This is a genomic window from Mucilaginibacter sp. PPCGB 2223, from assembly GCF_001705515.1.
Lineage (GTDB): Bacteria > Bacteroidota > Bacteroidia > Sphingobacteriales > Sphingobacteriaceae > Mucilaginibacter.
The window spans coordinates 79,431-98,145 of the sequence record NZ_MDJS01000001.1; the positions used below are offsets into that span (position 1 = coordinate 79,431).

At 46.0% G+C, this 18,715-nt stretch carries 12 protein-coding genes; 5 read left to right on the forward strand and 7 right to left on the reverse strand.

What is annotated here, in order from left to right:
- Positions 1-16 precede the first annotated feature (16 nt).
- The 6 genes from BEL04_RS00355 to BEL04_RS00380 form a co-directional block, all read right to left on the reverse strand.
- Positions 17-745 (reverse strand): CDP-alcohol phosphatidyltransferase family protein, encoded by a 729-nt coding sequence (locus tag BEL04_RS00355; RefSeq protein ID WP_083227697.1) that lies wholly within the window; start codon positions 743-745, stop codon positions 17-19.
- Positions 746-773: 28 nt separating this feature from the next.
- Complete coding sequence (locus tag BEL04_RS00360; protein WP_065998972.1) at positions 774-3,311, reverse strand: DUF5686 and carboxypeptidase-like regulatory domain-containing protein; 2,538 nt, start codon at positions 3,309-3,311, stop codon at positions 774-776.
- Positions 3,312-3,522: 211 nt separating this feature from the next.
- Positions 3,523-4,848, reverse strand: a complete 1,326-nt coding sequence (locus BEL04_RS00365; protein WP_065998973.1) for an inositol-3-phosphate synthase — start codon at positions 4,846-4,848, stop codon at positions 3,523-3,525.
- Positions 4,849-4,890: 42 nt separating this feature from the next.
- Entirely contained in the window at positions 4,891-5,880 is a 990-nt protein-coding gene (locus BEL04_RS00370; protein ID WP_065998974.1) for an NAD(P)-dependent oxidoreductase, read from the reverse strand.
- Between the two features lie 2 nt (positions 5,881-5,882).
- Positions 5,883-7,001 (reverse strand): GNAT family N-acetyltransferase, encoded by a 1,119-nt coding sequence (locus BEL04_RS00375; protein WP_065998975.1) that lies wholly within the window; start codon positions 6,999-7,001, stop codon positions 5,883-5,885.
- A 160-nt stretch (positions 7,002-7,161) separates the two neighbouring features.
- Positions 7,162-8,367 carry a pyridoxal phosphate-dependent aminotransferase family protein gene (locus BEL04_RS00380; RefSeq protein WP_065998978.1) on the reverse strand — a complete coding sequence of 402 codons (1,206 nt, stop codon included), beginning with the start codon at positions 8,365-8,367 and terminating at the stop codon, positions 7,162-7,164.
- Between the two features lie 397 nt (positions 8,368-8,764).
- Here BEL04_RS00380 and BEL04_RS00385 point away from each other — a divergent pair, with 397 nt between their 5' ends.
- From BEL04_RS00385 to BEL04_RS00405, 5 genes are all read left to right on the forward strand, one after another.
- Positions 8,765-10,036, forward strand: coding sequence for a TolC family protein (locus BEL04_RS00385; protein ID WP_254659496.1), 1,272 nt, complete (start codon positions 8,765-8,767; stop codon positions 10,034-10,036).
- A 13-nt stretch (positions 10,037-10,049) separates the two neighbouring features.
- On the forward strand, positions 10,050-11,234 hold the full coding sequence (locus BEL04_RS00390; protein ID WP_065998983.1) for an efflux RND transporter periplasmic adaptor subunit: 1,185 nt from the start codon (positions 10,050-10,052) through the stop codon (positions 11,232-11,234).
- A 23-nt stretch (positions 11,235-11,257) separates the two neighbouring features.
- Positions 11,258-14,437 carry an efflux RND transporter permease subunit gene (locus BEL04_RS00395; RefSeq protein WP_065998987.1) on the forward strand — a complete coding sequence of 1,060 codons (3,180 nt, stop codon included), beginning with the start codon at positions 11,258-11,260 and terminating at the stop codon, positions 14,435-14,437.
- A gap of 81 nt (positions 14,438-14,518) precedes the next feature.
- Positions 14,519-15,508 (forward strand): glycosyl hydrolase 53 family protein, encoded by a 990-nt coding sequence (locus BEL04_RS00400; protein ID WP_083227698.1) that lies wholly within the window; start codon positions 14,519-14,521, stop codon positions 15,506-15,508.
- A 7-nt stretch (positions 15,509-15,515) separates the two neighbouring features.
- Entirely contained in the window at positions 15,516-17,885 is a 2,370-nt protein-coding gene (locus tag BEL04_RS00405; protein ID WP_065998989.1) for a glycoside hydrolase family 2 TIM barrel-domain containing protein, read from the forward strand.
- A 52-nt stretch (positions 17,886-17,937) separates the two neighbouring features.
- Here the strand turns inward: BEL04_RS00405 and BEL04_RS00410 are convergent, their stop codons facing one another.
- Positions 17,938-18,312: a hypothetical protein gene (locus BEL04_RS00410; RefSeq protein ID WP_065998992.1), complete on the reverse strand. Its 375-nt coding sequence runs from the start codon at positions 18,310-18,312 to the stop codon at positions 17,938-17,940.
- Positions 18,313-18,715 lie beyond the last annotated feature (403 nt).

The window sequence follows — 18,715 nt, forward strand, 5'->3', positions numbered from 1 at the left end:
TAATAGTAAAGTATTATCAGCTTTTTGAAGCGGTTTCCTTAGCTTCAAGGGCTTTTTTGGCATCGGCTAATCTTTTAAAAGCAGTTATGTTTGATAAAATGGCCAGCACCACTATCGGGAAAGTAAAGATGGTGATGGTTTCGAAAACGTGAAAGGGTATACCGGGGATATACAGTTTGTAATCGCCTATATAGTGTTGCGCTATCCCGCAAATAATGGCGAATAAACCGATGGTTACTACACGCTCAGGGCGCTGCATCAGGCCTCCTTTGCATTCAACTCCCAAACCTTCGGCCCGGGCGCGTACATAGCTCACCATCATCGAGCCGATTAAGGCAACAAAGGCAAAGAACGAACTCAGAAAATAATGATGTGCCACAAGGTACCAGCAGATACCCAGGAACATGATCAGCTCGCTATAGCGGTCCAAAACCGAATCGTACAAGGCACCGAAAGTAGAGCTCATTTTACCCAGGCGGGCAACCTGCCCGTCGAGCATATCGAACAAACCTGCAAATAACACCAGCGCACCGGCCCAGCCTACATAACGCAGATCGCCGCGATTGCCCTCTTCGGCGCCTAAAATAAAGATATAGGCAACACCCATATTGAGTAATAAACCGATAGTGGTGATCATGTTGGGCGTAAGTCCGATTTTAACCAATAATTTAACCAGCGGATCTATAACCTTATAGATGCCCAATTGCAGGCTGGTACGCATGGAGGGTTGACTTACTGTTGCCATTTTTCTCTGTTTTACGCCTCAAATTTAATCAAAAATCAAACGTTGCCCTTGTTCTTATACCAAAACGTGTTGTATTTGGATTATCGAGATAGTTAAAACGCTCAACCAGGTCGACACGGAAAAATTTCAGAATGTTACCTATACCCACGCTACCCTCTGTATACGGCCCCTTGTTTAACGAATAGGTTAGTGGCCTGCCGTCGGCATCTGTCGGGAACTGGAGCAAATTGGGATGGAGAGCCGGGTTATTCTCGTCGCGGATACCGCCATAAAGCGCTTTAAAAGTAATGTATTCGCGCCATTTTAAACGCTTAAACAATGGTACCTTATTAAAAAAGAACCCGTTAAAGGTATGGTCGATATGAAAGCCTACGTAATGATCGCTCACAAACTCCAGAAAGTTCATTAAGTTGTACGAATCCAGTTGGTACGAATAGGTTTGATTTGCCCGGTGTATAGTTAGCAGCGGGTATGGCGCTTGCCCGAACAGATAACCACCTTCCACAGTCAAATCAGCATAACCTAACTGCGACAGGTAAAAGCGCTTGTCAAAACGCCCATGTAAGCGCTGGTAGTTATATTGGCCGCCAAACAGGTCTTTCACTCCTGCGGTATAATCCACATTCCAGATGGGGTATTTGCTTGGGATAGTTATCCGGTATATTTTGCCCTGCAGCAATTGCTCGTGCGGTACATAGCGTAAATGCAGCGATAACTCGGATGTGGTGAGGTTGGGTACTATATTCGGTGTGTTGTTGATATTATCGATGAACTGGAGCGATCCTGCCGGTGCCTGCTTCCAGTATTTATAGCCAAAGTTGTACGAGAAATGGTTCTCCAGCTCGTGCACATAATCAAAACGGTAATAGTCGTTATACAGGTATTTATCGTTCACACCTCGCTTAAATGAGAGCAGGAAGTTATCTTCCTGAACAAACTGCAGCTCGGCACCGGGTATTTTGGTATCGCGCTGAATGCTTACCCTGAGGTAATTTTGCGGGAAGCGATAGATGGTTTTATCATTAATAGAGTATGTTGCGCTGGCAAAATATTTCCACCGCTCATCGCGGAAACCGTAGGCGGCATAAGTCTCAAAGTAATAACGTTTGCTCAACTCGGGTGTGGTACGGCCGCCCAAACGAAGACGGAAACCTTCAACAGGGTTGAAACTATAAAATGTATTTGCCGGGCCGACTTCAAACCAATCGAACGATTTATAGCCTGCCAGTAAAAGAGATGCGATATCCATGGTGCGCCTGAACGATGGCATCCTTTTCAGGCTATCAATATTCGTATAAACTTTCGATTCGGCTGTGGTCAGGGTATCGGTACCGCGCGCCTTTGTCCAAAAATCTTCCGATCGCTTATCCACGCCTTCGGGTGGCAAAGCATCTACGTTGTTATAGGTTGTATCGGGCCGGGGTTTGTTAATGACATAATCGCGATAAGATAACGTTCGTTCGCCAAACAGGCCTGCCTTACCCTTTTTGGTGATACCAAAATCAGCCATCATATCCGTTTTTTTCAGGATATATTTTCCATCGGCAGTTTTTTCAAAATCCTGGTTTACATACAGGTCGCGCACCCAGTTGAGGTTAATGTTCCTGTTGATGGATAATTTGGCTTTTTGCACCGCGTATGCGCTGTCGAGCGTAATGTATATCTCACCCTCGAATAACATATCGGTGGTATTACGAGGCGTAAAACTCAGCTCGATGAGTTTGGTATTGCCGTCGGTAATGGTATCGGTAATAAAGAATTTATAAAAGGTAGGAGCCTCGTCGCATATAGGGCTCAGGAATTGATTGGTCATCAGGAAGATATTGTTTGAATAGATATCAACCTCCGAATACATGCGGTTCAGATAGGTGTTCACGCCTTCATCATCAATAAAGCTACCGAAATTCACCTTCTTTTCGCCGATAACAACCGTTTTTTTTGCTTTAGGATCGTTACGATAATAGTTTTGCGTTAGTTTCTCATCCAGGTAAACAGGTAATAATGATTTGCCGGGCATGGTTGAGCTATCGCGGTTATCCAGTAAAAACTTGTATTTGCGGAAGAACTTTTTATCGCTGATGCCGGCCGACAGGTTACTGAACGAGAATTGCAGCTTCTCATACTGCTGGTACTCGGCGTAATTATAGCTTTGCAGGCGGTTCTGGTGTTTATGTTCGATGACCTTGCGGATCAACTCAACAGCCGGGTTATCTTTATTTCGATATTTGGTCCTCTTTGCGGAGTTGATACTCACCTCCGTCAGCACCTTGCCTTCCTGCTGCAGTTTAAAGTTCACGGTTTGGTCCTGCCCGTTAGTGATGTTACGGATAACGATCTTGTAACCTATAAACGATATTTTGACCTGTGTATATGATTTGTTGGTACGCAGCACATATTTGCCGTTGGCGTCGGTAAGGGTACCGGTAGTGCTGCCGTTAAACGCAACGCTCACAAAAGGCAAGGGCTGATTGTTGTGCGCATCGGTTACCACCCCTCTTACAACAGTAGTTTGTGCATTAACAACAATTGTTAAAAAGATAAAAAAAGAGAGTATATAGTACTTCATTTATATTGTGATACGGTTTAGACTTACAATAACTGCAATTGTTAAGTCGTCATTGTAATTAAAACGTGGCGAAGTTAATCAATTGATTAAATGTTAGTGTTGTTAAAAAGTCAAATATTGCAGAATACAACGGCTTGCGGTGGATATAATTGCTGCCCATAAAAAAAGGCAGCCTGAATATGGGCTGCCTTCACTTATTGTGTTGATAATGTTACATGGATTCGACCAGGTCCTGGTAATAATCGAGCCCCAGGTGAGTGATCAGGTCTTCGCCCATCATATGGCGCAGGGTATTTTGAAGCTTAATTAATTGCTTAAAAATATCGTGCTCCGGAGGTAAGCCCGGCGCTGTTTGCGGCGATTTGAGATAGAACGATAACCATTCCTGGATGCCGCTCATGCCGGCGCGTTTGGCCAGATCGCTAAATAAAGCCAGATCCAATGCTACCGGAGCAGCGAGAATCGAATCGCGGCAGAGGAAGTTGATCTTGATCTGCATCTGGTAACCCAGCCAGCCGAAGATATCGATGTTATCCCAGCTCTCTTTATTATCGCCATGCGGCGGGTAGTAGTTGATACGTACTTTATGGTAAAGATCGCCGTATAGCTCGGGGTTGATCTCGGGTTTGAAAATTTCTTCCAGTACGCTCAATTTCGATACTTCTTTGGTTTTAAAGTTGTCCGGGTCATCCAGCACCCAGCCATCGCGGTTGCCTAAAATGTTTGTTGAGAACCAGCCTTTAACACCCAGGGCACGCGCATGTAAACCCGGCGCCAGGATGGTTTTCATCAGGGTTTGCCCGGTTTTAAAGTCTTTGCCTGCGATCGGTGTTTCGGTTAATTTGGATAGCTCAACAAGCGCCGGGATATCCACTGTTAAGTTAGGGGCACCGTTAGTGAAAGGTATGCCTAATTTTAAAGCAGCATACGCATAGATCATGCTTGGCGCGATGCGGTCGTCACTGTCGTGCAAAGCCTGCTCAAACGCAGCCAGGGTTTGGTGCACTTCCGATTCTTCAAAATAGATCTCGGTCGAACCGCACCAGATCACCACGATACGATCACAATTGTGTTCTTTCTGGAAGTCAGTAATGTCTTTCATCACCTGCTCGGCCAGGTCGTATTTGGTGGTGAACTGTTTAATGTGTTTGCCGTCGAGGTTTTTAACGTAGTTATGGTCAAAAGCCGCTTTCATCGGTTTAATGGCCTCTAACGGAGCTTTTACAGCATTCAATAACCCTGCGTCTAAAACCTTGGCGTTCGATGCAGCTTCGAAAACGTTATCTTCGTAAACGTCCCAGCCACCAAAAACAATATCGCTCAGATCGGCCAGGGGAACGAAATCTTTAATCTTAGGGTAACGGTTTTCGGTACGTTTGCCTAAGCGGATATTGCTCATCTGTGTCAACGAACCTATTGGTTGTGCAATGCCAAGCTTAACAGCTTCAACGCCTGCTATTAATGTAGTTGCTACCGCGCCTAAACCCGGAATTAGGATGCCTAACTTACCCTCGGCTGGTTTTATAGAATTCTTCATAAAAGATGTAAATAGAACGTAAATAAAGTGTAAAAATGCAAATTAAAGTAAATGGTTTAATTTATACCATTGTAAAGATTCTGTTAATCCGTGTTCCAGGTCATATTTTGGTAAATAATTCAAATCGCGATTAGCCTTATCGACACTGCATATCCAGTTGGCTGCCGTGAGCTCATTCAGCTTTTCGATATTAAGTGCCGGGCTTTTGTCGCTTTTGGCGTAAAGCCGTTCCATTATACCGGCCAATACACGGATAGCCGGAACGGGCAAGTGTATCTTTAACGTCCTTTTGTTCAGTATCTGTTTGGTTAGCCTGGCCAATTCGTACCGGTCGTAAGCTTTGCCATCGCTTACGTTGTATGTTTTTTGTACGATATCGCTTTGTAAGGCCCGAACAGTCAGGGCTGCTAAATCTTTAACATATACAAAGCTTAATTGTTGGGGCGCTTTGCCGATATAAGGTTCAAAACCCTTGGCGAATGTTTTAAGGATGATAAAAATGCCTTCATCGCGCGGGCCGTAAACTGCGGTAGGGCGTAAAATAATGAGCGGGAGCGAGGTAAGCGGAGCCAGCATTTGCTCGGCCAACAATTTGCTTTTGCCATAAGCAGTTACCGGCGCTGCCCGGGTATTCTCGGTAATAACACCTTCGGTTGTAGGTAACGGCCCCATCGCCGCAAGGCTGCCTAAAAAAACGAATTTTTTTAAAGAGATGTTGGCCTGCGATGCTGCCAGTGCCAGGTTGTAGGTGTATTGGGCGTTGACGATATTGTATTCCTGCTCGTTTTTAGCGGCGGTAATGCCGGCGGCGTGGATGATATACGCGAACTGATGTTTTTCGAGTTCGGCTTTCAACGCCTCGACGCTGGTAAAATCGGGGCAGCAATATTGGATGTCAAAGTCCTTCAGATGATCGATCTTGCTGCTGCGCCTTATTGCCGCAATAACTTCCAGGTTATTTTTTAATGCTTCCGCAATGAGGTGATAGCCGACAAAACCACTGGCGCCGGTTATTAAAACCCGTTCGCTCATATCTATATCTGTTTTTCGTAGATGCGGTATTTTTTATACGGGTCGCCTTTGATGGCGATAATGGCCTCGTTGATCATGGTATTGTTATCCAATGTCCACCCTGCTTCGGCGTGTTTGAGGCCCTTGCGTTTATATTCCTTAATAATTGTCCCGTAAAGGCAGGCTTCGATACCCATTTTACGGTAACCGTCGATAACGCCCAGAGCATAAATACGCAGGCTTTTGATCTTCTTTTTATTCAGCAGCAGCTTAAATATCCCGGTAGGGAACAGGCGGCCGCGTTTGATGGTTCGGAATATTTCGTTGTAGTTGGGCAGCGCCAAACCGAAAGCTACGATCTTGCCATCCTGCTCGGCAACCAGGGCAAAGTCGGGGTCGAGGATGAGTTTCAGATCTTTGGCCAGATAGTCAAACTCATCGTCGGTTAGTGGTACAAATCCGGTATTTTTGTCCCAGGCCGAGTTGTAAACCGTACGCAGCTTCTCAACTTCGGATTTAAAGTTTTTGAGGTTTACCTTGCGGATGATGATATTATTGCGCTTTAAACGTTCCTGCAGAGCATTGAGCAACCTTACTGATTTATCATCGTAACCATCGCCATCCCAATGCCAGGCTATCAGGTCGACTTGTTTCGAGTACCCTGCTTTTTCAACCAGTTGCTCATAGTAAGGCGCATTATAGGTCATCATCAAAAACGGCGGGCTGTCGAAACCTTTTATCAGCAGGCCGCAGGCTTCGTTGGTTGAGAAATTGGTCGGGCCGATCAGTTTCTGATCGATGCCCTTTGCTTTCAGCCAATCCGTTACGGCTTTAAAAAGGAGGTCGGCAGTTTCCTGATCGTTAATACAATCAAAAAATCCCCAGAAACCATCGTTGCGATGATTAAACTCGTTGTGCGCATTGTTTAGGATGGCGGCTATGCGGCCAACGATCTTGTCGCCGTCGTAAGCTAAAAAGCATTGCAGCGAGTTATGCTTATGGAAAGGGTGCGTAGTGAGCAGGTCGCGCTGGGCGATGAACAGTTCGGGCACGTAGTTCGGGTCGTCTTCATACAGATCGTGCGGGAAATCGATAAATGCTGCCATATCTTTTTTCGACTGTACCTGAACTACTTTTTTCATCGTGATGATTTGTTGTTTAATGGAGATAAAGCTATCATGAGCTATTTGGTGCTTTTTAGCGGTTGCTCATGATGGTTTCATAAGACAAAATGGGTATAAATAAAAACGCGTTTTAACTATAAAAGTAAATCTTATAGCTAAAACGCGCGGTATCGGTTTCTTATATTTTTTCTTTAATGCTGGTTACACCAACTTGTTTAAAGGCTTTTGAAATCTTCTCAATAGCTTCCTCGATCTGGCTGAATGTGTGCGTAGCCATTAACGAGAAGCGGAGCAGCGACATATCCGAAGGAACTGCTGGCGATACCACAGGGTTTACAAATACACCATCCCTTTGCAGGATATTGGTGGCCATAAATGTTTTATCGTTATCGCGAACATAGATCGGTAATATCGGGCTTTCGGTTACGCCGATGTCAAAACCTTCTTCGAGCAGTAAGCGGGTTGCGTAGTGCGTGTTTTTCCAAAGGTTTTCGATGTGATGAGGTTCGGTTTCGATGATATCCAAAGCTGCAATAACGCTGGCAACCGAGGCCGGGGTCATGCTGGCGCTGAATATTAACGAACGTGCTTTGTGTTTAATGTATTCGATAGTTTCTTTATCGGCAGCTATAAAACCACCCAGTGATGCGAACGATTTGCTGAAGGTACCCATGATCAGGTCAACATCATCGTTCATGCCGAAATGTGAAGCGGTACCGGCGCCTTTGTCGCCAATAACACCCAGGCTGTGCGCATCGTCGACCATGATGTTGGCGCCAAACTCGTTAGCTAACTCTGCAACTTCGGGCAATTTAACGATATCACCTTCCATGCTAAAGATACCATCCACAGCGATCAGTTTTACAGCATCTTCGGGCAGGTTGCGTAATTTTGAGCGCAGGTCGTCCATATCATTATGCGCATATTTAATTACACGGGAAAATGATAAACGGCTGCCATCGATAATCGAGGCGTGGTCGTACTCGTCTAATATTAAATAATCGTTACGGCCGGTGATGCACGAAAGTACACCCAAATTAACCTGGAAACCTGTACTGAAAATAACACTGGCTTCTTTGCCAACAAAGCGGGCAAGGCGTTCTTCCAATTCGACATGGATATCAAGTGTGCCGTTCAGGAATCTTGATCCTGCACATCCGGTACCATATTTGTCGATTGCTTTTTTTGATGCTTCTTTAATTCTTGGATGGTTGGTTAAACCCAAATAAGAGTTCGAACCAAACATTAACACGCGGTTGTTGTTGATAATAACTTCGGTATCCTGAGCCGATTCGATTGGCCTGAAGTAAGGGTAAATACCCTTCTCTTTGATCAAAGATGCTTCTTGAAACTGAGCTATCTTCTCATGTAGTTTTTTACCCATGTATGTTAACCCTACTTAAAATTTTTGTAAAAATACCACGAAAATCCTAATATACGCCTAATCTGTTTATAATTTTTTAACAATACTGTGTATATGCAATTCAATTCCGTCTGGCAAATTAATCAATTTTATTTGTCATAAGTAAAATGATTATTGATTTTTTTACTTAAAAATAACGATAACCTCTTAACTCTTACTAACTAATTTGATTGTAAAAATATTGTGATACCCCTTGATATCAAATCATTTCCATGACGTATTGGTCTTTATTTGTTTGAACAACAAAACAAATCGGATATAAAAATTTTAATTTGTGTCGAAAGTTGAAGTTACTATGAAAAGACGCTTGTTTTTGTTTTTTGTTACAATAATTTGTTCTGTTTTATTACCAATATGCTTGCATGCGCAGGCTAAAACCGATAGCCTGCCCACGGCGGTTTCATTGCCCCAATGTATCAGTTTTGCTTTAAAAAATCAACCCTCGGCAAAACAAGCTTCCATTGATGAACAAATTAACGAAAAGAATATAGGAATTGCCCTTGCCGACTGGCTGCCGCAGATTAACGCCGGCGGCAGTGCGCAACATTATTTTGAGTTGCCGCAACAACCGTTTAACGGTGGTTTTATTACCAGCGGCGTAGCCAACTCTTCTACATTATCGTTAACGGGCAACCAGGTTATCTATAATAATACCGTGGCGCTGGCTTCGCGCACTTCAAAATACAGCAGGCAATACTATAAACAAAACATATTGAGCACACAGATCAATGTGGTAGCCGATGTAAGCAAGGCTTTTTATGATGTGCTGCTATCGCAGCGCCAGCTGGCAATTATTAACGAGGATATTTTGCGCCTGCAGCGTAGTTTAAAAGATGCTTATGCGCAATACCAGGCCGGTGTGGTTGATAAAACCGACTATAAGCAGGCGACGATTTCGTTAAATAACGAACTGGCCAGCCGGAAGCAAGCCGAAGAAGCCATTAAAAGCAAGATAGCTTACTTAAAACAGGTAATGGGGCTTACACCGCAAAAACCGATCGAACTGGTGTACGACTCGACGCAACTGGAGCGCGAAACAGTGATCGATACTTTGCAAGCCCTGGATGTAAACAACCGCGTTGAGTATAAACAGCTGCAAACTCAAAAAACGCTCGACAATCTAAACGTCGATTATTACCGCTGGTACTTTTTACCGTCGGTTTCGGCGTTTGGCAGTTACAACCTGGGCTATTATAGCCCGAACCTGAGCGATCTGTACAGCCGTTCGTTCCCTAACTCGCTTGTCGGGCTCAATGTATCGGTCCCCATTTTTACGGGCAATAAACGCATACAAAATGTAGCGAAAGCAAAGCTGCAGGTTGAACGTGCCGATCTGGATATCGAAAACACCCGCAACCTCATCAATACCGAATATACCCAGGCCCTGGCGGGCTATAAGAGCAGTTACAACGATTATAAAGTGTTGCGCGATAACGTGGCCCTGGCCAAGGATGTTTATAATGTGGTGTTTCTGCAATACCGCGAAGGGATTAAAACTTATCTGAATGTGATCACCGCCGAAAGCGACCTGCGCACATCAGAGCTTAATTATTATAACGCATTGTTCAATGTTTTATCAACCAAGATCGATCTTCAAAAAGCACTCGGAACCCTATCAGTACAATATTAATCTACAAATTACAATGAATAAGAGATATGTTTTTACCCTCGGTCCGGCGGCGATGCTGATGTGGGCAACAGCGTGCAAGCAACCTGCAAACCCCAATGCAGCAGCAGTACCGCCAACCCCTGTTAACCTGGCTACAGCGACTAAAGCCAACGCAGTATTTTACGATCAGTACCCCGGTACAGTGGTTGCGCTTAACAGCGTGCAATTACGGGCACAGGTTGGCGGCTTTATTACCGGTATATTTTTTAAGGAGGGCGATGTGGTGACCAAGGGCCAGTCGCTGTACGAGATAGACCGCCGTAAGTACGAAGCTGCCTATTTGCAGGCCAAGGCCAACCAGGCCAACGCCGAAGCCAGTTTGGTACGCGCACAAAAAGATGCCGACCGTTATAACCAGCTTTTAAAGCAGGACGCCGTGGCCAGGCAATTGGTTGATAATGCCAATGCAACGCTCGCATCGAGCCAGAGCCAGGTAGAGGCCGCCAAGGCAGCTGTATTTTCGGCTAAAACCGATCTGGATTATTCCATCATCAGGGCGCCGTTTACCGGGCGTATTGGCATATCGCAGGTAAAATTAGGCGCGCAGGTAACCCCGGGCACCACCATTTTAAATACCATATCGAGCGAAGACCCGATAGCTGTTGATTTTGTGGTAGATGAAAACAGCGTAGGCCGTTTTGAGCAAATGAAAAGTAAAGGCGCGGTTAATCCCGATTCGGCTTTCAGGGTAAAACTGTCGGATAACACAACCTATCCGCAGCCAGGAAAGATACTGGTGGTTGACAGGGGGGTGGACAATCAATCGGGAACGATCAAAGTGCGCATAGAGTTTCCAAATCCTAAAAAGCAACTGGTTGATGGTATGAGCTGCACATTGCAGGTGTTGAACAATCAGTCGGGCGAGCAGATCATCATCCCGTACAAGGCTGTGGTTGAGCAATTGGGAGAGTATTTTGTTTACGTAGCCAGTGATAGTACGATGAAATCGCCCAGGGATACGACCAAAATCATACCAGACACCATTGCCAAACAATATAAGGTAAAGCTTGGACAGCAGACCGGTACCAACGTGGTTATCCTGTCGGGCATAAAAGAAGGCGATAAGGTGGTGACCGACGGCTTGCAACGCTTACGCGATAAGGGCCGCATTGCAGTAGGGAAGCCAAAAAAACCGGCACAAGGCCAGTTAAAACAGTAATTTTTTAAGACGGAAACTACACTATGATATCAGAAGTTTTTATAAAGAGGCCCGTAACAGCCATCGTTATCTCGCTGGTGATCGTTATTGTCGGTACATTGGCGATTACCACGCTCCCCATAGGTCAGTACCCCGAAATTACGCCACCTACCGTGCAAATTACGGGTAATTACACCGGCGCAGATGCCCAAACGGTTGAGCAAACCGTAGCGACGCCGATCGAGATACAGGTGAACGGTACCCCTGGCATGACCTACCTTACCAGTAACAGCACCAGCAGCGGCGCCATGAGCATGACGGTGAATTTTGAGGTGGGGACCGATATCAATATCGCTACGCTGGATGTACAGAACCGGGTGAGTATTGCCACGCCAACACTACCGCAGGAGGTGCAGCGCTTAGGTTTGACAGTAAAAAAACGTAACCCGAGTATCCTGATGCTGGTGGCCATGTATTCGCCGGCGGGCACGCACAGCGTGCCCTATATAGATAATTACACCAACGTATTTGTGAAGGATGCGCTTTTGCGTACAAAAGGCGTGGGCGACGTGGTAACACGCGCCGACGATTTTAGCCTGCGTGTTTGGCTTAAGCCGGATAAACTGTCGCAACTGGGTATTACTGCCGCCGAGGTTACCCAGGCTATTACTGAGCAGAACGCCCAGATAGCCGCCGGTACGGTTGGCGCCCCGCCGCAAAAAAACTCGCAGGTATTTGAGTATTCGGTATTTGTGAAAGGCCGTTTGGTTGAACCAGCCGAGTTTGAAAAGATCATCGTGAAAACCAACCCCACAACGGGTGCCGTTACCTATTTAAAAGACGTGGCCCGTGTTGAGCTGGGTAAATTTAACTATGCCAATAACTCGTATGTGGATGGTAAACACGCCTCGTACCTGCTGGTTTACCAGGCGCCGGGCAGTAACGCCATCACTACTGCCGAAAATGTGTACGCTACAATGGAAGAACTAAGCCATCAGTTCCCTAAAGATGTGGCCTATGTTGTTCCGTTCGAATCGGTAACGGTGGTAAAAGTTTCGGTGCACGAGGTTGTACAGACCCTGCTCATAGCGCTGGGGCTGGTAATTGTAGTGGTATTTTTGTTCCTGCAAAGCTGGCGGGCAACGTTGATCCCGGTGCTGGCTATACCGGTTTCTATTATCGGCACGTTTATTTTCTTCTTCCCGCTGGGCTTTACCATCAATACGTTAACGCTGTTTGGTTTCGTACTGGCTATCGGTATCGTGGTTGATGATGCCATTGTGGTGGTGGAAGCGGTACAGCATTATATTGATGAGAAAGGAATGGACCCGAAAGAAGCGACCATACATGCCATGCGCGATATTACCGCGCCCGTTATAGCCATCGCTTTGATCCTCGCTGCAGTGTTTGTGCCGGTTGGCTTTATACCGGGTATTGTTGGCCGTTTGTACCAGCAGTTTGCTATCACTATCGCTATATCGGTTATCATATCTGCTTTTGTGGCGCTGTCGCTAACACCGGCTTTGTGTACCCTGATCTTAAAGCCGATGAAGCTTGATAAATCATCCAAAGGTTTAAACCATTTGTTCTATGTGTTTAACGGGTGGTTTGGCCGTGTTACCAACGGCTATCAAAAAGGTGTGGGCAGGGGTATCAAAAATTCGAAATTTGTGATGGTGATACTTGCCTGCATATTTGTTGCTGCGTTTATGCTGTTCAGGAGCAAGCCATCGGGCTTTATCCCAACCGAAGACGATGGTCGTATCTATATCACTTTTGATATCCCGGAAGCATCATCAACCACACAAACTGTGGATGTTTTAAACAAAATGATGCATGTGCTGGACAGCGTTCCTGCCATAGGCCACTACGCTGCACTGGGTGGTTTGAACGTGGTATCCTTCGCATCAAAATCAAACAGCGCGACGATGTTCTGCCAGTTAAAACCATGGGATAAACGGACCAATAAAAAGGATCAGTTGTTTGCACTGGTGGCACAGTTGCAGGCCAAGCTGTCGGGTATGTTTAAAGAAGCAAATGTAGTGGTAATTCCGCCGCCGGCCATACCTGGTTTAGGTAGCACCGCGGGTTTTGCCTTTAACCTGGAGCAGCGCGAGACGGGCGCTGATATCAAAACCTTCTCGAACGTGGTGCAGAATTTTGTAGGTGAGATTAATAAACGGCCCGAAATTGCCAAAGCGTTTACTTTCTTTACCGCGCGTACGCCGGGCTATAACCTGGAGATCGATCGTGAGAAATGTAAAAAATTAGGCGTCAGCATATCTGATGTGGGCAATGCCCTGCAAACGTATTTAGGCAGCTTATATGTGAACGATTTTACCATTTATGGCCGTAACTTCCACGTGGTGGAGCAGGCCGATACCGGTTATCGCAATAAAATTGAAAACCTGAACCAGTTTTTTGTACGCAACAAAAGCGGGGTAATGATACCGGTGAGTTCGTTAACGAGTTATAAAGTAACCGAGAGCGCTCCGCTGATATCGCACTTTAACCTGTTCCGCTCTACCGAAATTGATGGTAACCCCAAAGCCGGCTATAGCAGCGGCGACGCCTTAAACGCGCTGAAAGATGTAGCTGCAAAGAGCCTGCCGCAGGGTTATGGCTACGAGTTTTCGGGCTTGAGCCGTGAGGAGATCTTATCCGGATCGAAGACGGTGTATATCTTCGCCCTGTCTATCATGTTCGTGTTCCTCTTCCTGGCGGCCTTGTACGAGAGCTGGTCGGTGCCGTTCTCGGTACTTTTGGCCGTACCGCTGGGTGCTTTTGGCGCGATATTGACGCTCACCCTGGTGCCGAGCATTACCAATAACGTTTACGCGCAGATCGGTTTGATCACCCTGATCGGTTTGGCGGCCAAGAATGCCATCCTGATCGTGGAGTTTGCCAAGGAACGTGTTGACAGGGGGATGGAAGTAGTGGAAGCGACCCTGGTTGCCGTTCACCTGAGGTTAAGGCCGATCATCATGACGTCGATGGCGTTTATCTTAGGCGTATTGCCGCTGGTATTTGCTTCGGGCGCCGGTGCCGAAGCGCGTAAAACCATCGGCTTTACCGTGTTGGGCGGTATGCTTTCGGCAACCTTGCTGGCTATCTTTATTGTGCCGGTGCTGTTTGTACTGATCACAAAGTTTGCTTACGGTAAAAAGAAACTGGCCGAATTGCAGGCTAATTACAAACCCGATCCGAACGAAGATCAGGTATAAACTGTTATCATTACAATTATTGAAGGAGCTTAAATTATAAGCTCCTTTTTTGGTTAACTTGCATCACCAATTACCAGTGCCATGAAATATCTGAAAACAGCGAACCTATTTCTGCTCATTTGTTTGATGAACCTGTCCGCGGAAGCGCAAACCAAACACGAAAAAATTCTGGGCGCCGATATCTCCTGGTTACCGCAGTTTGAAGCGCAGGGTAAAAAGTTTTATGGCGACGACAGCGTAGCTACGGATGTGGTAGCGATATTGAAAGCGCATGGTTTTAACTATATCCGTTTACGTATATTCAATAACCCGCGTGCCGATAGCGGCTACTCGAAAAAAGGATATTGCGACCTGGCGGAGACCATGAAAATGGCCAAACGTATTAAAGCTGCCGGCATGGGTTTTTTGCTCGATTTTCATTACAGCGATAACTGGGCCGACCCCGGCAAGCAGCATATGCCATCGGCGTGGAAGAATGCGGGTTACCCAGATTTGCAGGACAGCGTGCGCAATTTTACAAAAAAGGTTTTGGCAGCGTTAAAGAACCAGGGCACATTGCCGGATATGGTGCAAGTGGGTAACGAGATCAACCACGGCATAATGTGGCCCATGGCCAATATCATGCACCTGGATACGCTGGCAGGCTTGCTTAAGGCAGGTATTGCGGGGGTAAAAGCGGTTGATAGGAAAGCCAAAATTATGCTGCATATTGCCTGCGGTGGGCAGAATCAGGAGTCGCGCTGGTTTTTGGATAACATGATAGCACGGAATGTGCAGTTCGACATCATCGGCGAATCGTATTACCCCGAGTGGCACGGTACGACCGATGATCTGAAAAATAACTTAACCGACCTGGCGACGCGCTACAAACAGGATGTGATCGTGGTAGAATACACCAAAATGAAGAATGAAGTAAACGACATCGAGTTTAACCTGCCCGGTAACAAGGGTAAAGGAACTTTTATCTGGGAACCGCTGAATTACCAGGAAGCGGTATTTGACAGGAGCGGCCACCAAAACGAATTTATGAAGATATACCCGCAGATAGCCGCCAAATACCATATCCAATAAAACATCTATGAAGAAAATATTATGCCTGGCATTTGTGCTCATGTCAGTTTTTCAAGGCCGCTCACAAACGCTTTTTAATACCGGCTGGGAATTTGTTAAAGATATCGACACCGCAACATCCAAAAAGATACTGCTCTCAAAGGCAGATAAAACCCTTGATTGGGAAAAAATCACTTTACCTCACACGCCGCATATTGAACCGGTGATCAAGATAAAAGAGCAATGGCAGGGTACCTGCTACTACCGCAAATACTTTACCATGCCCGCTGCCAATAAAGGCAAATATATTGCTGTACAATTTGATGCCGCCATGAACGATGCCGATGTTTACCTCAACGGTAAGCATGTGTACAAGCATGTGGGCGGTTACCTGCCCTTTACCATCGATGTATCGCACAAGATAAAATTCGGTGCCCAAAATTGCCTGCTGGTGAAACTGGTGAATGAGGATAATCCGCACATCCCACCCGGGAAACCTGTAAAAGATCTCGATTTTAATTTTTACGGTGGCATTTATCGCAGTGCCTGGTTGATTGTAAAAGACCCGGTGCATATCAGCAATGCTGTTGCTGCCAACCACGAAGCCGGAGGCGGCGTGATGGTACATTACGAAGACGTGACTGCGGCTTCGGCGAAGGTAGTGGTGAAGACGGAGGTTGAAAATGCAGCAAAAGCGGCGGCGCCTGTACAAGTGCTGGTATCATTTATGGGTAAGGACGGAAAGAAAGTCGCCGAAAACAGGTCCATCATACAAAAAGTGAGCGGCACGGCAATTTTTGAACAAAGCTTAACGATCAAATCGCCCAAATTATGGTCGCCGATGCACCCCAACCTTTACAGCCTGGTGGTGCAGGTTATTAAAAATAACAAAGTAGCAGACCAGCTCGGGCAACTTGTGGGTATCAAAACATTTCGTTTTACAGCCGACGCATTTTACCTTAATGGCGAAAAACTGAACATTGTTGGCACCAATCGTCACCAGGAATACCCGTACGTTGGTTATGCTTTGAGCGACAACGCGCAATATAATGATGCCTGGAAGATCAAGGAAGCGGGGATGAATTTTGTGCGCTGCTCGCATTATCCGCCATCGCCGGTATTCTTAAACGCGTGCGATCAGCTGGGTATTTTGGTGATGGATGCCATACCGGGCTGGCAGTTTTTTGGCGATGAGATTTTTCAAAAGAACAGTTATCAGAACATCCGGGATATGATACACCGCGACCGTAACCACGCATCGATCGTACTGTGGGAGGCATCGCTGAATGAATCGGGAATGAGTAAGGCTTATATGACCGAGGCCAACCGCATTGTGCATGCCGAGCTGCCGTTCAAGGATGTATATTCGATTGGTTGGATAGATTATGCTTATGATGTGTTTAGCCCGGCACGGCAGCACGCCAAAGCGCCAAATTACTGGAAGAAGTACAGCAAGGGCAAGCCTGTTTTGCTCGCCGAGTATGGCGACTGGGAATATTATGCCCAGAATGCGGGCTTTAACCAGAAAGCCTACGAAGGCCTGAAGAGCGAGGAACGCAACTCGCGGCAATTGCGTACCGACGGCGAGGCGAGGATGCTGCAGCAGGCCTATAACTTCCAGGAAGCACATAACGACGATCTGAAAGGGCCGAACTTTGGTGACGTCAACTGGCTGATGTTTGATTATAAACGTGGTTATGCCAGCGATATCGAATCGTCGGGTATTATGGATATTTACCGGCTGCCCAAATTTGCGTTTTACTTTTACCAGAGCCAGTACGGGCCAAAGCCGGATGATAAAGGCTTTGGCAAACCGATGGTGTTTATTGCTAACTACTGGAACGACCCCGCTACCAAAACTGTAAAGGTGTACAGCAACTGCGACGAGGTGGAACTGTTATTGAACGGTAAGCCAATTGCCAGGCAGAAGCCGGATAAGGACCCATACAGCAACAATCTGCCACACCCGCCGTTTACGTTTGCGATCAGCAAATTCGAAATCGGGAAATTGGAAGCTGTAGGGTATCTTAACCATGTTAAAGTTGCAGATGCAATACGGCAAACGCCGGGCAGGCCGAACAATTTAATGTTAGACTGGGATGTTTGGGCGTACGACAGCCCGATGGATGAGATACAATTGGTTTACGCCAAAATTGTTGATGCTGCCGGGACACTGGTGCCGGATGCTGCGATCGATGTCAGGTTCAAGGTTACCGGTAATTGCGAAATAATAGGTGATGAAGTAGTTAAAAGCGAAGCAGGTATTGCCCCCGTGCTGATAAAAATTCACCCCGGTGCCGGAAAGATCAAGGTATCGGCCGCCTTACCCGGCGATGCAGAGAACATTGCACCTTATATTGAAGCAACAATTAATACATCATCCGTTAAGCCTGGATAGATTTGATGTTTTTGCGGGTTTTTACGCTCGTTTTAAATAAGCGTGAAACAAACTACTGAAACATCGCGGCACTGGCTGGTGTCACCTTGCCTATCCGGTGATCTTTGTGTGCAACCAGTTCACAAAGCTGTATCGCAGCGCTTTCAAAATCATCGTGCTTATCGCTAAGCAGCAGCCAGGCAGTATCAAAACCTTCGTCGAGCACAAAACCGGTTATTGCCGGGATACCTGCTTTCAGGCTATCATGATGTTCGCGTTGGGTTGATATCCAGATACCGTTATGCTGCGGGTTTTTACGCGTTTCTCTGAAGATGAAGACGATCTTTTTGTCGAAATAAATATAAAACATACCGATGGCCGGTTTAACGATGATATCTGCTGGCAGATAATCGAGCAAAAAATCAAAGGGTATGGGTTTTTTAGGCATCGGGCTAAATTAGTAAATAACCTGCGTGTTGCTGCACCCTAAGGAGTTGAAGCAGGAGATATTTCTTGTAAAAACCTATCAGAAATGCCTTAAAATGTGTATCTTTATAAGTTAGCAGATAACGCCGGGTTGTTTTGTTCATTGAAACGGGCGTCGGATAGAGGCCCATGGGTACACCCATGAATACCCATCGTATACCCATGTGTTTGATGGGTATAAAAAATGAGAAATGTGCTTATTTAGCTCAGAAGTGAATAAATTGAGGAAAAACATATAAAAGCACCCATAAATACCCATGTGTTTTGGTAGTAGTTAGTATCAAGTAGCAAGACAAAAAGAGAAATACTTGATACTTCATCAAACATCACCCGGTTTTAAAACCATCGGCAATGATAGTTCAGGA

Bases quoted from the DNA above. Each gene is read 5' to 3' on its own strand.
- BEL04_RS00390 (WP_065998983.1), top strand. From the start codon at position 10,050: ATGAATAAGAGATATGTTTTTACCCTCGGTCCGGCGGCGATGCTGATG.
- BEL04_RS00380 (WP_065998978.1), bottom strand. From the start codon at position 8,367: ATGGGTAAAAAACTACATGAGAAGATAGCTCAGTTTCAAGAAGCATCT.
- BEL04_RS00405 (WP_065998989.1), top strand. From the start codon at position 15,516: ATGAAGAAAATATTATGCCTGGCATTTGTGCTCATGTCAGTTTTTCAA.
- BEL04_RS00360 (WP_065998972.1), bottom strand. From the start codon at position 3,311: ATGAAGTACTATATACTCTCTTTTTTTATCTTTTTAACAATTGTTGTT.
- BEL04_RS00355 (WP_083227697.1), bottom strand. From the start codon at position 745: ATGGCAACAGTAAGTCAACCCTCCATGCGTACCAGCCTGCAATTGGGC.
- BEL04_RS00370 (WP_065998974.1), bottom strand. From the start codon at position 5,880: ATGAGCGAACGGGTTTTAATAACCGGCGCCAGTGGTTTTGTCGGCTAT.
- BEL04_RS00410 (WP_065998992.1), bottom strand. From the start codon at position 18,312: ATGCCTAAAAAACCCATACCCTTTGATTTTTTGCTCGATTATCTGCCA.
- BEL04_RS00395 (WP_065998987.1), top strand. From the start codon at position 11,258: ATGATATCAGAAGTTTTTATAAAGAGGCCCGTAACAGCCATCGTTATC.
- BEL04_RS00365 (WP_065998973.1), bottom strand. From the start codon at position 4,848: ATGAAGAATTCTATAAAACCAGCCGAGGGTAAGTTAGGCATCCTAATT.
- BEL04_RS00400 (WP_083227698.1), top strand. From the start codon at position 14,519: ATGAAATATCTGAAAACAGCGAACCTATTTCTGCTCATTTGTTTGATG.
- BEL04_RS00375 (WP_065998975.1), bottom strand. From the start codon at position 7,001: ATGAAAAAAGTAGTTCAGGTACAGTCGAAAAAAGATATGGCAGCATTT.